Origin of the sequence: Nocardia sp. NPDC057353, from assembly GCF_042667085.1 — a bacterium.
Lineage (GTDB): Bacteria > Actinomycetota > Actinomycetes > Mycobacteriales > Mycobacteriaceae > Nocardia.
In genome coordinates this window covers 1-13,263 of record NZ_JBHVAK010000104.1, presented here as the reverse complement: position 1 = coordinate 13,263, position 13,263 = coordinate 1, and the positions used below count along the sequence as shown (strand labels likewise).

12 protein-coding genes are annotated in these 13,263 nt (G+C 72.5%); 8 read left to right on the top strand and 4 right to left on the bottom strand.

Translation table 11 applies throughout. The annotated features are described in order from the left end of the window. Nucleotides 1-30: 30 nt before the first annotated feature. Nucleotides 31-1,380 (bottom strand): cytochrome P450, encoded by a 1,350-nt coding sequence (locus tag ACFUUZ_RS30605; protein ID WP_378702334.1) that lies wholly within the window; start codon nt 1,378-1,380, stop codon nt 31-33. Nucleotides 1,381-1,578: 198 nt separating this feature from the next. Between ACFUUZ_RS30605 and ACFUUZ_RS30600 the strand changes: the two genes are divergently transcribed. From ACFUUZ_RS30600 to ACFUUZ_RS30565, 8 genes are all read left to right on the top strand, one after another. Then, entirely contained in the window at nt 1,579-2,703 is a 1,125-nt protein-coding gene (locus tag ACFUUZ_RS30600; protein WP_378702335.1) for an MCE family protein, read from the top strand. A 15-nt stretch (nt 2,704-2,718) separates the two neighbouring features. Further along, complete coding sequence (locus ACFUUZ_RS30595; protein WP_378702333.1) at nt 2,719-3,567, top strand: SDR family NAD(P)-dependent oxidoreductase; 849 nt, start codon at nt 2,719-2,721, stop codon at nt 3,565-3,567. A gap of 124 nt (nt 3,568-3,691) precedes the next feature. Next, the gene (locus ACFUUZ_RS30590) at nt 3,692-3,994 is read left to right on the top strand and encodes a CopG family transcriptional regulator (RefSeq protein WP_378702332.1); all 303 of its coding nucleotides are present in this window, start codon (nt 3,692-3,694) and stop codon (nt 3,992-3,994) included. Nucleotides 3,995-4,071: 77 nt separating this feature from the next. Next, nucleotides 4,072-5,460 carry a glutamate decarboxylase gene (locus ACFUUZ_RS30585; RefSeq protein WP_378702330.1) on the top strand — a complete coding sequence of 463 codons (1,389 nt, stop codon included), beginning with the start codon at nt 4,072-4,074 and terminating at the stop codon, nt 5,458-5,460. 91 nt (nt 5,461-5,551) lie between these two features. Further along, nucleotides 5,552-6,568: a helix-turn-helix transcriptional regulator gene (locus ACFUUZ_RS30580; RefSeq protein WP_378702328.1), complete on the top strand. Its 1,017-nt coding sequence runs from the start codon at nt 5,552-5,554 to the stop codon at nt 6,566-6,568. A gap of 55 nt (nt 6,569-6,623) precedes the next feature. Next, nucleotides 6,624-7,061 (top strand): PAS domain-containing protein, encoded by a 438-nt coding sequence (locus ACFUUZ_RS30575; RefSeq protein ID WP_378702326.1) that lies wholly within the window; start codon nt 6,624-6,626, stop codon nt 7,059-7,061. Beyond that, nucleotides 7,058-8,632 carry a SpoIIE family protein phosphatase gene (locus ACFUUZ_RS30570; RefSeq protein WP_378702324.1) on the top strand — a complete coding sequence of 525 codons (1,575 nt, stop codon included), beginning with the start codon at nt 7,058-7,060 and terminating at the stop codon, nt 8,630-8,632. The genes ACFUUZ_RS30575 and ACFUUZ_RS30570 overlap by 4 nt, the downstream gene beginning before the upstream one ends. Then, entirely contained in the window at nt 8,587-9,510 is a 924-nt protein-coding gene (locus ACFUUZ_RS30565) for an AraC family transcriptional regulator (protein WP_378702322.1), read from the top strand. The genes ACFUUZ_RS30570 and ACFUUZ_RS30565 overlap by 46 nt, the downstream gene beginning before the upstream one ends. A gap of 43 nt (nt 9,511-9,553) precedes the next feature. On the opposite strand, the gene ACFUUZ_RS30560 is transcribed toward ACFUUZ_RS30565, so the two are convergent. Genes ACFUUZ_RS30560 through ACFUUZ_RS30550 form a run of 3 tightly spaced genes read right to left on the bottom strand, consistent with a single transcriptional unit; the run spans nt 9,554 to nt 12,971 of the window. Beyond that, nucleotides 9,554-11,608: a 5-oxoprolinase/urea amidolyase family protein gene (locus tag ACFUUZ_RS30560; protein WP_378702320.1), complete on the bottom strand. Its 2,055-nt coding sequence runs from the start codon at nt 11,606-11,608 to the stop codon at nt 9,554-9,556. After that, the gene (locus ACFUUZ_RS30555) at nt 11,605-12,222 is read right to left on the bottom strand and encodes an urea amidolyase associated protein UAAP2 (protein ID WP_378702318.1); all 618 of its coding nucleotides are present in this window, start codon (nt 12,220-12,222) and stop codon (nt 11,605-11,607) included. The genes ACFUUZ_RS30560 and ACFUUZ_RS30555 overlap by 4 nt, the downstream gene beginning before the upstream one ends. Further along, a complete protein-coding gene (locus ACFUUZ_RS30550) occupies nt 12,219-12,971 on the bottom strand; it encodes a DUF1989 domain-containing protein (RefSeq protein ID WP_378702316.1) in 753 nt (250 codons plus the stop codon). The genes ACFUUZ_RS30555 and ACFUUZ_RS30550 overlap by 4 nt, the downstream gene beginning before the upstream one ends. Nucleotides 12,972-13,263 lie beyond the last annotated feature (292 nt).

The window sequence follows — 13,263 nt, the reverse complement described above, 5'->3', positions numbered from 1 at the left end:
CGTCACGCGCGCGGCGGGCCCCGTCTGTTCTCAGCGCTGCCGACGCCGGTAGCGCACCCGGCACGGCTGGGCCAGCTGCACCACCATCTTGCTGTGGTCGTTGCGGTAGCTCTCCGATGGCTGCGTCATCTCGAACTCCCAGTCCCGGAGCAGCACCGAGAAGATCGCCTTGAGCTGCATGAGCGCGAAGGCCGCGCCGACGCAGCGGTGCCTGCCCGCGCCGAACGGGATCCAGGTCCAGCGGTTGAGCAGGTCCTCCTGGTTCGGGTCGATGTAGCGGCCGGGGTCGAAGGAGTCCGGGTTCGGGAAGTCCTCCGGCAGCCGGTTCGAGATGGCCGGGGTCGCCGCCACCAGGTCGCCCTCGGCGATCTCGGTGCCGCAGACCTCGAACGAGTCGCGCGCCACCCGCATCAGGATGATGAGCGGCGGGTGCAGCCGCAGCGTCTCCTTGAGCACCGCCTCCAGCTGCGGGATCTGCCGCAGCGCGTTGAAGCTCACCGCCGACCCGTCGGCGTACAGCTCGTCCAGCTCCTTCACCACGCCGGAGAGCACCTCGGGGTGCCGGAGCAGCTCGATCACCGACCAGGCCGCGGTGCCGGAGGTGGTGTGGTGCCCGGCGAACATCATGGAGATGAAGATGCCGGTGATCACGCTGGCGTCGAAGCGCGGGTTGCCGTCGTCGTCCGGGACCGAGATCAGCACGTCGAGCAGGTCCCGGTCCTCCTTGCCCGCCGGGTTCGCCCGCCGCTGGTCCATGATGGCCTGCACCAGGTCGACCAGGGCGGCGCGGGCCTCGTCGCGGATCCGGAAGCTCTCGATCGGCAGGTACGGGTCCACGTAGGCGAGCGCGTCGGTGCCGCGCTCCAGCTCGTGGTAGAGCTTGGCGAACCGGATATCCAGCTCCTCGCGGAACTTGGGGCCGATCAAACACGCCGACGAGGTGTAGATCGTGAGCTCGGCGAAGAACTCGAGCAGGTCGATCTCGCCCTCGTCACCCCAGTCCGCGATCATCCGCTCGACCTCGCGCTCGATGGTCGCGGCGTGGCCGCGCATCTGGTCGGCGCGCAGCGCGGAGTTGTGCAGCATCTCCTTGCGCCGCTCCGGGCTGGCGTCGAAGACCACGCCCTCGCCGAAGATCGGCTTCATGAACGGGTAGGCCGCGGCCTGGTCCAGGTCCTCGTCGGCGGAGCGGAAGAAGAACTCGTTCGCCTCGGCGCCGGTGAGCAGCAGCACCTTCTTGTCCGCCAGCTGGAACGAGCCCACGTCACCGCACTCGGAGCGGATGCGCTTCATCAGGGCGATCGGGTCGGTGCGGAACTCCTCGAGATGGCCGTGCTCGTGCTCGCCACCGGAGACCCGTCGCGGTTTCACCGGACTCATCGGAAATCCTTCCCCAGGTTGCTGTCCAGACATATGATGGACACCTGTCTGGACAGTACTACGGCCGTGATGGCCAAGCAAGGAAGAAAGCGCTCGTCCGGCGAGAGGTGAACCGTGCAGAAACGCAATGACGCGTCGGCAAAATCGCAGGCCGCTGTGTTCTGGTCGCTGGTCCGCTACAAGGTGGCGGCACTGGGGATGGTCGCTCTTCTCCTAGCCGTGGCGGGGTTGTCGCTGGCGCTGTTCGCCGGGCGCTTCCAGGAGACCGTCGCGCTCACCGTCGAGGCGCCGCGCAGCGGGCTGGTGCTCGACCCGGACGCCAAGGTGCGGGTGCGCGGGGTGGAGATCGGCACGGTCGCCTCGGTCGAGTCCATCGGCGACACCGCGCGGCTGGAGCTGCGGGTCGACCCGGAGCGGCTGGAGCTGGTGCCGAGCAATGCCACGGTCGACATCCGCTCGACGACCGTCTTCGGCGCCAAGTACGTGAACTTCGTGGTCCCGGAGGATCCGGCGCCGACCGCCATGCGGCCGGGCACGCTGCTGCGCGCCGCCGCGGTGACGGTCGAGTTCGACACGCTCTTCCAGCGGCTCAGCAGGCTGCTCGCCGCGGTCGACCCGGCCAAGCTCAATGCCACGCTGACCGCTATCGGGCAGGCGCTGGACGGCCGCGGGGCCGAGCTCGGCGCGCTGCTCACCCGCTCCGACGCCTACCTCGCCGAGCTGAACCCCAGCCTCCCCGCGCTGGAGCGCGACCTCGCCGCCACCGCCCAGGTGACCGGTTTGTACGCCGACACCGCGCCCGACCTGCTGCGCACCGTCGACAACGCCACCGTCACCGCGGCCACCATCGCCGAGCGCTCGCAGGGCGTGGACGCCATGCTGCTCGGGCTCATCGGGTTGTCCGACACCGGCACCGCCGTACTCGGCGAGAACGAGCAGGCGCTGGTCGAATCGCTGGCGCTCCTTCGCCCGACCGCCGAGCTGCTTTATGAATACAAGCCGGTGCTGTACTGCCTGGTGGTAGGGATCAACAACGCCATGCCGCTGGCCGAGTCGCTCTTCGGCGGCAACAAGCCCGGCGCCTCGTTCTTCGCCAGCTTCATGTACGGCGCCCCCGCCTACCAGTACCCGCAGGACCTGCCGAAGGTGAACGCCACCGGCGGCCCGAACTGCAGCGGCGTGCTGGACCGGGTCCCGAACAGCCATGCCGACTACATCGTCACCGACACCAACGAGGGCCCGCCCTTCGTGCCCTCCACCCGGATCACCCCCAACCTGCCGTCGGTATTCCGGCTGCTCTTCGCCGGGATGCCCGGCGTCTGAATCGTGAGGAGACACATGGCTGAGTTGACCGGCCGCGGTGCCGTCGTCGTCGGCGGGACCAGCGGGATCGGCCGCGCCGTCGCCGCCGCGCTCGCCGCCGAAGGGGCGGGGGTGGTGGTGAACGGCCGCTCAGTGGATGCGGTGGACCGCGTCGCCGCCGAGCTCGGCGCCGTCGGTATCGCAGGCTCCGCCGCCGACCCGCAGGTGGCCGACCGGCTGATCGGTGCGTGCGTCGCGGAGTTCGGCGCGGTCGACGTGCTGGTCAATTGCGCGGGCATCGCCGAGCCGGAGGGCTCCTCGATCGTCACCGTGCGCCCCGACGAATGGCGCACCCTCCTCGACTCCCACCTGGAAACCGTCTTCACCACCTGCCGCGCCGCCGCCCCGCTCATGGTGGACCAGGGCCGCGGCACCATCATCAACACCAGCTCCTTCGCCTACCTCGGCGACTACGGCGGCACCGGCTACGCCGCGGGCAAGGGCGCCGTCACCAGCCTCACCCTCGCCATCGCCGCCGAACTCCGCGAACACGCCATCCGCGCCAATGTCATCTGCCCCGGCGCCCGCACCCGCCTCTCCACCGGCGACGCCTACGAAGCCAAGATCCACGAGCTCCACCGCCGCGGAATGCTCGACGAACTCTCCACCCGGGGCGCCTTGGACGCCCCACCCCCCGACTACGCCGCCCAGCTCTACCTCTACCTCGCCACCGACCGAGCCAAGGACGTCACCGGCCAGATCTTCATCGCCGCAGGCAATTTCGTCGGCCGCTTCGACCGCCCCACCCCGACCATCGTCGCCTACCGCGACCACAACGGCGAGCCGCCCTGGACCCTGGACGACCTGGAGCGCAAGGTCCACTGACCTGAGCTGTCTTCCACGCGATGATGTTGCGACGAGAACTGGTCGAGCGGACGCGCCTCGGCGCGCTGCTCGCGGAAGCGGACCGCGATTTCGCCCCGCAACGCAAGGAGAGGAGGGGCAGCTCATGAGCAAGGACGATGCCCCGGATCGGCGGCTGAGCGCCGACGACTACGAGCGAATGGCCGATGACTACGCCGCGAACCCCGTGCGCGACACGGAAATACTCGGCCCGGTAGAGGTCGGTCTCACGGTCCTGCGCAAGGGCCGCCCATCGGGTACGAAGCCGGGAAAGACGCCGGGCCAGTCCGTCCGCCTCCCGGCGGCACTCCGGGATCGCCTCGCCGCCCGCGCGGAACGCGAAGCCGTTTCGCAGAGCGAGGTCATCCGCAGGGCGGTCGCCGAGTACCTGGACCGGCACGCCGGGTAGCGCGGAAGCGGGGAACGTCGCGGACCTGGCGATACGCTGGGCGCACCAGATCGCCCGGCCGAGAGGCAGGAGCCGCTATGCCGCTGTCGCACCCGTCCGACCCCCACCCGCACCGCCCGGCGGAGGTGGCGGTGAACCCGGTTTTCACCAGGGAACCCATCACCGTCCCGCGGGACCGCATGCCGGACGGGGAACTGGACAGCGATGTCGCGTACCAGGTGGTGCACGACGAATTGATGCTGGACGGCAATGCCAGGCTCAATCTGGCGACCTTCGTGACCACCTGGATGGAGCCGTCCGCGCAGAAGCTCATGCAAGAGTGCTTCGACAAGAACATGATCGACAAGGACGAGTACCCGCGCACCGCGGAGTTGGAGCAGCGCTGCGTGCACATGCTCGCCGACCTGTGGAACGCCCAGGACCCGGCGACGGCGCCCGGCTGCTCGACGACCGGGTCGAGCGAGGCGTGCATGCTGGCCGGGCTGGCGCTGAAACGCCGGTGGCAGCAGCAGCGCAGGGCGGCCGGGCTCTCGGCCGATAAGCCGAACCTGGTGATGGGCGGCAATGTCCAGGTGTGCTGGGACAAGTTCGCCAACTACTGGGATGTCGAGCCCCGGCTGGTGCCGATGGCGGGCGACCGCTACCACCTGACCGCCGAGGCCGCGCTCCCGTACTGCGACGAGAACACCATCGGCGTCGTCGCCGTCCTCGGCTCCACCTTCGACGGCAGCTACGAGCCGGTCGCCGAGATCTGCGCCGCGCTGGACCGGCTCGAAAAGGACAGGGGCTGGAACATCCCGGTGCACGTGGACGGCGCCTCGGGCGCCATGATCGCCCCGTTCTGCGACCCGGACCTGGTCTGGGACTTCCGCCTCCCGCGCGTCGCCTCGATCAACACCTCCGGGCACAAGTACGGCCTGGTGTACCCGGGCGTCGGCTGGGTGCTCTGGCGCGACACCCCCGCGCTCCCGGACGACCTCATCTTCCGGGTGAACTACCTCGGCGGCGAGATGCCGACCTTCGCGCTCAACTTCTCCCGACCCGGCGCCCAGGTGGTCGCCCAGTACTACAGCTTCCTGCGGCTCGGCCGCGCCGGCTACACCCGCATCCAGGGGTACTGCCGCGAGGTCGCCACCGAACTGGCCGCGCGGATCGCCGCGCTCGGCCCGTTCCGCCTGCTCACCGACGGCAGCGAACTCCCGGTCTTCGCCTTCACCCTGGCCGAGGGCGAATCCGGCTACTCGGTCTTCGACGTCTCCGCCGCGCTGCGCGAACACGGCTGGCTGGTCCCCGCCTACACCTTCCCGGCCGACCGGGAGGACCTGGCGGCGCTGCGCGTCGTGGTGCGCAACGGCTTCACGCACGACCTCGCGGGTCTCCTGCTCGAAGCGCTCGAGCAGGTCATGCCGCGGCTACGCACCCAGGAGCGCCCGCAGCACGACACCGCCGGCTTCGCGCACACCTGAGCAGGCACTCGCTCCCGGTAGGGCGAATGTTTGCGGCCGGGAGCGGCAGGTAGGACGGCGCGCATGGCGACGAACGGCAGGTGATGGCGACGTGATCGAGAACCCGCCCACCCGCCCGGCAGGCAGGCGCGCTCCCCGCGAGCCGGGAAAGCGGGGGGCGGTCGAGGTGCGGCCGGGCCGCCTCGTGGTCGACACCGACGATCTGGCTGCGGCCGAGACCCACCTGGGCAGGTTCTTCGCGGCGCTGCGCTTCGGCTCACCGAGCGCGCGGGCGGGCGCGCGGATGGTGCGCCAGCAGGTCGGCGCGGCCTCGCACGCGACCCTGCGGTTCGGGACCGACGTCGCCTACAGCACGGAGCCGATCGGGTGCTGGAGTGTCCTGCTCGTCCGGGACGGCACCGCGCAGGTGCGGCTCACCGGCGCCGAACCGGTGGCGCTTCGCCGCGGTGCGGTGCTGGCGCTGGAGCCACCCGATCGCCCGCACAGCGGCGTCATGCGGCACGCCGCGTACGACCTGATCACCCTGGAACCCGAGCTGCTCGCCCGCGTCGCGGACCTGAGCCCGCGGGAGCGGCCGCCGCGGCTCGGCGCCAACGCCCCGGCGAGCGCTGCGGCCGCCCGGCGCCTGGCAGGCGCGATCGAGCACTTCGGCGCCAACGCCGCGGCGCTCGCGGGCAATCCGCTGACGACGGCCACCGCCGCGGATTTTCTCGCCGCGGTCGCCCTCGACGCCTTTCCCGCCACCGCGGGCGAGCCGACGCACGTCGACCGCAACGACACGCACTCCGAGACGGTGCGCCGGGCGATCGCCTTCATGGAAACCCGTGCCGCGGAGGATATTTCGCTGGCCGACATCGCCTCCGCGGCGTACGTGACGATCCGCGCGGTGCAGCTGGCGTTCCAGCGGCACCTGCACACCACGCCGGTCCAGTATCTGCGCCGCATCCGGCTCGACTGCGCGCACGCCGACCTGCTCGCCGCCGCGCCCGGTGGCGGCGAGACGGTCACCGCCATCGCGTATCGGTGGGGTTTCGTCAATCCCGGCCGCTTCGCCGGCTACTACCGGCAAGTCTACGGCTGCACGCCGCACCAGACCTTACTCCGCTGAGCCGGGGTGACCGTCAGGGTGTGCGGTTTCCGATTGGTTCGCGAACGGAGGGGTGATGACCGGCGATGCGGGGTACGGCCGCTCGGACCGGGTCGGTGATCCGGCGGTCGTGCAGCAGGTATTCGAGCAGCTCCCGATGATGGCGGCCGCGCTGGCGGGCACGGATCTGCGGTACGTGGCGGTCAACGGCGCCACCCGCGTGTTCGCCTGCCGTGATCGCATGCTCGGACGGCCGCTCATGGAGGCCGTTCCCGAGGTGGCGGGGCAGCGTGTCCATGCGGTCTACCGCGAAGTGCTGACCTCGGGGCGACCGCAATCGCTGCGGGAGTGGCGCGCGCGGCTCGACGTGCCCGGTTCCGGGCCGGTGGAGATATTCGTCGATATCGACGTCACGCCGTGGCGCGATCACGACGGCGAGGTCGCGGGGGTGATCGTGACCGCCGTCGATGTGACCGAGCGGGTTCGCGAACGGCAGGCCGCCCAGGAGCGGTGAGCGCGGCCGAGCAGCGCTTCGAGCGGGCCCGCGACGTCATCGACGCCATGCAGCGCGCGCTGCTGCCGCGCGGGGTCCCGGTGCTGCCCGGCCTGGAGATCGCCGCCAGCTACCTGCTCGCCGACACCGAGACCGCCGCGGGCGGCGACTGGTTCGACGCGGTCGCGCTGCCGGGCGGCCGGGTCGCGCTGGTGGTCGGGGACGTGGTCGGCCACGGCGTGCAGGCCTCGGCGATCATGGGTCAGCTCCGGGTGCTGCTGTGGGACCGGCTCTCCGAGACCGGCGACATGGCCCTCGCCCTGGAGGCGGTGGACCGGCTCGCGCTGCGGGTGCGCGCGGCCAGGGCGGCCACGGTGTGCGTGGTCGTGCTCGACTTCGGCACCGGCGAGCTCGGCTACGTCACCGCGGGCCATCCGCCTCCGCTCATCGTGCCCGCGGCCGGGCAGCCCCGCTACCTGCCCCCGACCGGAGCCGGGCCGCTGGCGACGAACGGCGCGTTCCACCTCGGCCATGACCTCATCGACCCCGGCGACCTGGTGCTGCTCTACACCGACGGCATCCTGGAACGACCCGGCCGCGAGCTGGCCGGTGCGTCGGTGGAGCTGGCCCAGGTCGCCGCGGACGTGGCGGCCGACCGCGCCCTCGCCTCGTCCGAGCCGACGACGGTGGAGCGCGTCGCGGTCCAGACCCTCGAGCTGCTGACCCGCGCCACCGGCCACACCGACGACATCACCCTGCTGGTCGCGCAGCGCACCGCGCCGGTCACGGGCTTCGCGGCCGTCGCGCCCGCCGTGTCGGAGACCGTCGCCGAGGTCCGCACCGCGCTGGCGAAGTGGCTCGACGCCGCGCACATCGGCGCCGCGGACGCGCACGCCGTGCAGCACGCGGTCGGTGAGCTGGTGACCAATGCGGTCGAGCACGCCTACCGCGATGCCGGCCGCCCCGGCCCGGTCGAGGTCACCGCCGAGATCGTCGGGACCGGCGACCTGCGCGTCCTGGTGCGTGACGAGGGCCGCTGGCGGGAACCCGCCGCCGATCCCGCCGGTTACCGTGGCCGCGGCCTGGCGATGGTCGGCAGGCTCGTCGACGCCTGCGCCGTCGAGCATCCCGGCGGCTGCACCGAGGTGCACCTCGACCACCAGCTGCAGCGCCCGGCCCGGCTGCTCACCGCCGATACCCTGTCCCCGGGGCCGGTCGCCGTGCCGGACGCGGCCGCGGCGCTGCGGATCGAGCACGAGGGCCCCGGCAGGCTGCGCATCGCGGGCCCGATCGATGCCACCACCACGGGCCGAGGTCGCCGCGGCCATGGCCGCCGCAGGCGCGGGCGGTACCCGCGCGCTGACCGTCGACCTCTCCGCCGTCACCCACCTGGCCAGCGCCGGGGTGGCGATGCTGCACGAGCTCGACGTCCGCAGCCTCGCCGCCGGGACCGAGCTGCGGCTGCGCGCGCCCGCGGGCAGCCCGGCAGGCCAGGTCCTCACCCTCGTGGCGCTGCCGCATGCCTCCGACTGAGGACACCCGCGCCGTGCGCTTCGCCAGTTCCGACCTCGACGTGGTCGAGGACTTCCTGAGCCGGGCCTACGCGCGGGTCCGCTTCGACAGCGCCGCCGCCGCGGACCCGACCACCCTCGACCGGATCCAGCTGGGGCCGGGGGTGACGCTGGACCGGCTGCGGTTCGGCGCCGCCATGACCTACGCGGTGGACCCGCTCGGCACCTGGTCGGTCTGCTCGGTGCACCGCGGGGTGGTCGAGCACACCGGCCCCGCCGGTGACAGCGTCGCCATCGGGCCGGGCAGGCTCGCGCTCCTCGCCCGCCCCGACGAGCCCGCCACCGGCAGGCTGAACCGGACCTGGGACGACATGCTCTCGATCGACCCGCTGCTGCTGACCCGGGTGGCAGGCTCCGATCCCGGCGGCGCTCCGGTCCGCCTTCTCGGCCACCGACCCCTCCCCAGCGGCGCCCGGATGTTGGCCGGAGTCATCGAACAGATTCGGCTCGCCGCTGCGGGCCCGGACTCCCCGCTGGTCACCCAGACCCTCGCCACCTACGTCGCGACCGCGGTCGCGCAGGTCTTCCCGACCGACAGCGCGGACGAACGCGCCCGCGACCGGCGCGACGCCCGTCCCGAGACCGTGCGGCGTGCCGTCGCTTTCATCGAGACCAACGCCCGCGCCGACCTCACCATCACCGAGATCGCCGCGGCCGCCTTCGTCACCCCGCGCGCGGTCCAGCTCGCCTTCCGCACCCACCTCGGCACCACCCCGATGGCCTATCTGCGCCGGATCCGGCTCGCCGGGGCGCACGAGCAGCTCCGGCGAGCCGCCGCCGACAGCACCGAGAGCGTCACCTCGATCGCGCGGGACTGGGGGTTCGCGCACCCGGGGCGGTTCGCCGCGGCCTACCGGCAGGCCTACGGCCGGTCTCCGCGCGAGACCATGCGGAGGTGACCGCGGCGGTGCCCCGACGCGCGCCGCCGGCGTCGTCGACGCCCTACAGCTCACCCGCCCGCCGCCACGACTCCCGCTCGGCCCCGAACGCCGCCGACTGCCTGCCGCGGAACTCCGCGATGGATCCCGACTCCTTGTCGAGGAACGCGCGGTACTCGGCGAGCGAGAAGTGCCCGTCCTCGGTGCGCACGTCCCCGGTGAAGTCGGCGCGCAGGTCGAGCAGTTCGTCCGCCTCGACCGGGTACCAGCGGATGCGGTCGAAGAAGCGGAGCAGCCAGGGATCGTCGCCGCCGGTCGCGCGGTGGTTCCAGACCTGGGTGGTGCGGCCGACGAACTGGTACCCGCCCGGCCCCTCCATGCCGTAGATGCACATGTACGCACCGCCGATGCCGACGGCGTTCTCCGGGGTCCAGGTGCGGGCCGGGTTGTACTTGGTGGTGACCAGGCGGTGCCTGGGGTCGGTGGGGGTGGCGACCGGCGCGCCCAGGTAGACGTCGCCGAGCCCGAGTACCAGGTACTCGGCGTCGAAGACGGTGTCGTAGACCTCCTGCACCGTCTCCAGGCCGTTGACCCGCCGGATGAACTCGATGTTCCACGGGCACCACGGCGCGTCGGCGCGCACGCCGTGCATGTAGCGGGTGATGGCCTCGCGGGTGGCGGGGTCGTCCCAGGAGAGCGGGAGGTGCACGGTCCGGCTGGGGACCACCAGGTCGCTCGCGGCGGGGATGGCGGTCTCGGCCTCGGCGAGCAGGTCGAGGAGGCGGGGGACCGGGAGGAGCGCGGGGTCGGTGCGGACTTGCAGCGAGCGGATGCCGGGGGTGAGTTCGGTGATGCCGCGCGGGCGGTCGGTGTTCAGGTGCTCGTACAGGGCGTGCACGCGGGCGCGGAGCGCGAGGTCCAGCGTCATTTCGCCGTACTCGACGAGGACGCCGTCGTCGCCCGCGCGCCGGTACGTCACCGAGGTCTCGTCGTCGACGTGGCCGCGGCGCAGCACCCCGTCGTCGCCGTCGCCGCCGGTGCTGAGCACGATCGGGAAACCGGCACGGCGTTTCCGGCCCAGCTCGCGCAGCGGGGCGGTGGTGGCGCCGCGGACCGGGACGAAGCGCACGGTGTCGCCGGGGGCGAGCTGGCCGAGCTTCCAGCGGTCGGCGGCGGTCACCGTGACCGGGCAGACGAAACCGCCCAGGCTGGGGCCGTCCGGGCCGAGCAGGATGGGGGTGTCGCCGGTGAAGTCCAGTGCGCCGACGGAGTACGGGGTGTCGTGGATGTTCGACGGGTGCAGCCCGGCCTCGCCGCCGTCCGGGCGGGCCCAGGCCGGTTTCGGGCCGATCAGCCGGACGCCGGTGCGGTCGGAGTTGAAGTGCACCTCGTACGGGGTCGCGTAGAGGGTGTCGATGTCGGCGCGGGTGAAGAACTCCGGGGCGCCGTGCGGGCCCTCGGTGACGGCGAGCTGCCAGTGTCGGGTGAGCGCGGGCTGGTGCTCCATCGGGACCGCGCCGGTGGGGGTGCTCACCGGTTCGCCCAGCCGCAGTACCTCGCCCTCGCGGAGCACGCCGCCGGTGCTGCCGCCGAACTTGCCGAGCGTGAAGGTCGCGGTGCTGCCGAGGTATTCGGGCAGGCCGAGGCCGCCCGCGATGAGTACGTAGACCCGGAGGCCCGGTCCGGTGACGGCGCCGACCTCCAGCGTGCCGCCCGCGGGGACGGTGACCGCCCGCCACTGCGGGACCGGCTCGCCGTTCACCGTGACCGGTGTCGGTGCGCCGGTCACGCAGACGGCGGTGGCGCGCTCGAAACGCAGTGCGGGGCCTACGAGGGTGCACTCCAGCCCCGGTGCGCCCTCGGGGTTTCCGACGGCGCGATTGCCGAGGCGGAAGGAGAGGTCGTCCATCGGGCCCGACGGGGGGACCCCGACGTGCCAGTAGCCGGTGCGGCCTGGCCAGTCCTGGACCGTGCTCAATGGGCCGGGCCGCACGACGGTGACCGTCGGCGGCTCGCCGGGCGCAGCCTGCCACTCGGTGCCGGGGGCGGCGGGCCGGGCGAGCGGCTTCCACGGCACGCCGGTGTGCGCGGTCGCCGCCGGTTCGGTGAAGACGCTCATCGGGTCACCACCATGCGCACCGGCGTCGGGTCGAAGCCGTTGCACGGGTTGTTGATCTGCGGGCAGTTGGAGACCAGCACCAGGGTGTCGATCTCGGCGCGCAGCGTCACCGACTTGCCGGGCGCGGAGAGCCCGTCCACGATGCCGAGCGTGCCGTCCGGCTCCACCGGGACGTTCATGAACCAGTTGATGTTCGAGACCAGGTCCCGCTTGCCGAGCCCCCACTTCAGTGCCTCGGTGAGGAAGTTCTCCACGCAGGCGTGCTGGTGCCTGGTGTGCTGCCCGTAGCGCAGCGTGTTCGACTCCTGCGAGCAGGCGCCGGCCAGGGTGTCGTGGTTGCCGACCTCGTCGGCGAGCACCGTCATGAGCGCGGCGCCGGAGTCGGTGCGCAGCACGCTGCCTGTGGTCAGGAAGATATTGCGCTGCGCGGTCACCGTCGCCTGCGCGCTGTACCGCTCGCCCGCGGGGTCGGCGGCGGAGTAGAGCAGGCAGTCGACGGCCTGGTTGCCGTGCAGGTCGATGATGCGGAGCTGCTCGCCCGCGCGCACCACGGTGGACCAGGGCGCGCAGGCGGCGACGGTCTCGTCGCGGACGAGCGTTTCGGTGCTGGTCATGCCGGGACCCCCTGGTTGCGGGCGGCGGTCCAGGCCGCCTCGGTGTTGTCGACGGCCCGCAGATACTCCGGGTCCGGATTCGGTTGCAGTGCGAGGTCGTCCGGCGCGGCCCAGGCGACTACGTCCAGCTCGGCGGCCGGGCGCTCGTCCAGCGGGTGGCCGCCGGACGCCAGCAGCAGGGTGACCGGCAGGTGGATCAGCAGGTCGAGCGCGGCGCCGGGCTCGGCGCTGCCGGTGCTCACCAGCCCGCCGTCGGCATCGACCCGGACCCCGCGGAAGAAGGAGAGCGTGGGCCCGACATCGGCGGGCGCCAGCCCGTGCTTGGCCGCGCCCAACCGCAGCGCCTGCCTGACCTCGGGGGTCGGTCCGCAGAGCGCGTCGTGGTGGCCGGAGGTGTCGGCGAGCACCGTGGCCAGCACCCGGCCCTGGTCGGAGAGGAGCGGGTGGCCGGTGCCGAGGTACGCCTGCCACGGGACCTTCAGGGTGTCGGCGACGTTCAGCCGCTCCCACGGCGCCTCCGCGCGGAGCAGCAGCAGGTGCGCGCAGGCGGCGCCGGTGGGGTCGGTGAGGCGGATTCTGGTGCCGCGGCCGAGGACTCGCGTCAGGTAGCCGCCCGCCGGGATGCGGTCGCGGAGCACGACCGTCGCGGGGTCGATGCCCGCGGGCAGCTCGGGTCCGGGAAGCGCCGCGGCGGCCGCCTGCGCGCGGGCGTGCGCCCTGGCGGCTGTGGTCGAATCGGTGCTGGTCATCGAGGCTCCTGACAGTTCGAGCGCCGCTCGGGATAGCGGTCGGGTGGCATCGGCACGGTGTGGATCGGGGACGATCGTTGTCGTCGCTGGGTGGAACGGGCCGAGCGTCGCGGATGGAAGGTGGACCGGGGCCGGGCCGGTGGTCGCCGGATGGTTCGGCGCGCACCGGCGCGGCACCCGTGCGGATTACGGGACGAGGGCGGGGGCGGGCTTGTTCGCCACGGTGCGGTAGATGGCGAAGCCGACGCCGACGGCGAGCAGCACGAAGAGCGGTGCGGCCCAGAGCATCCAC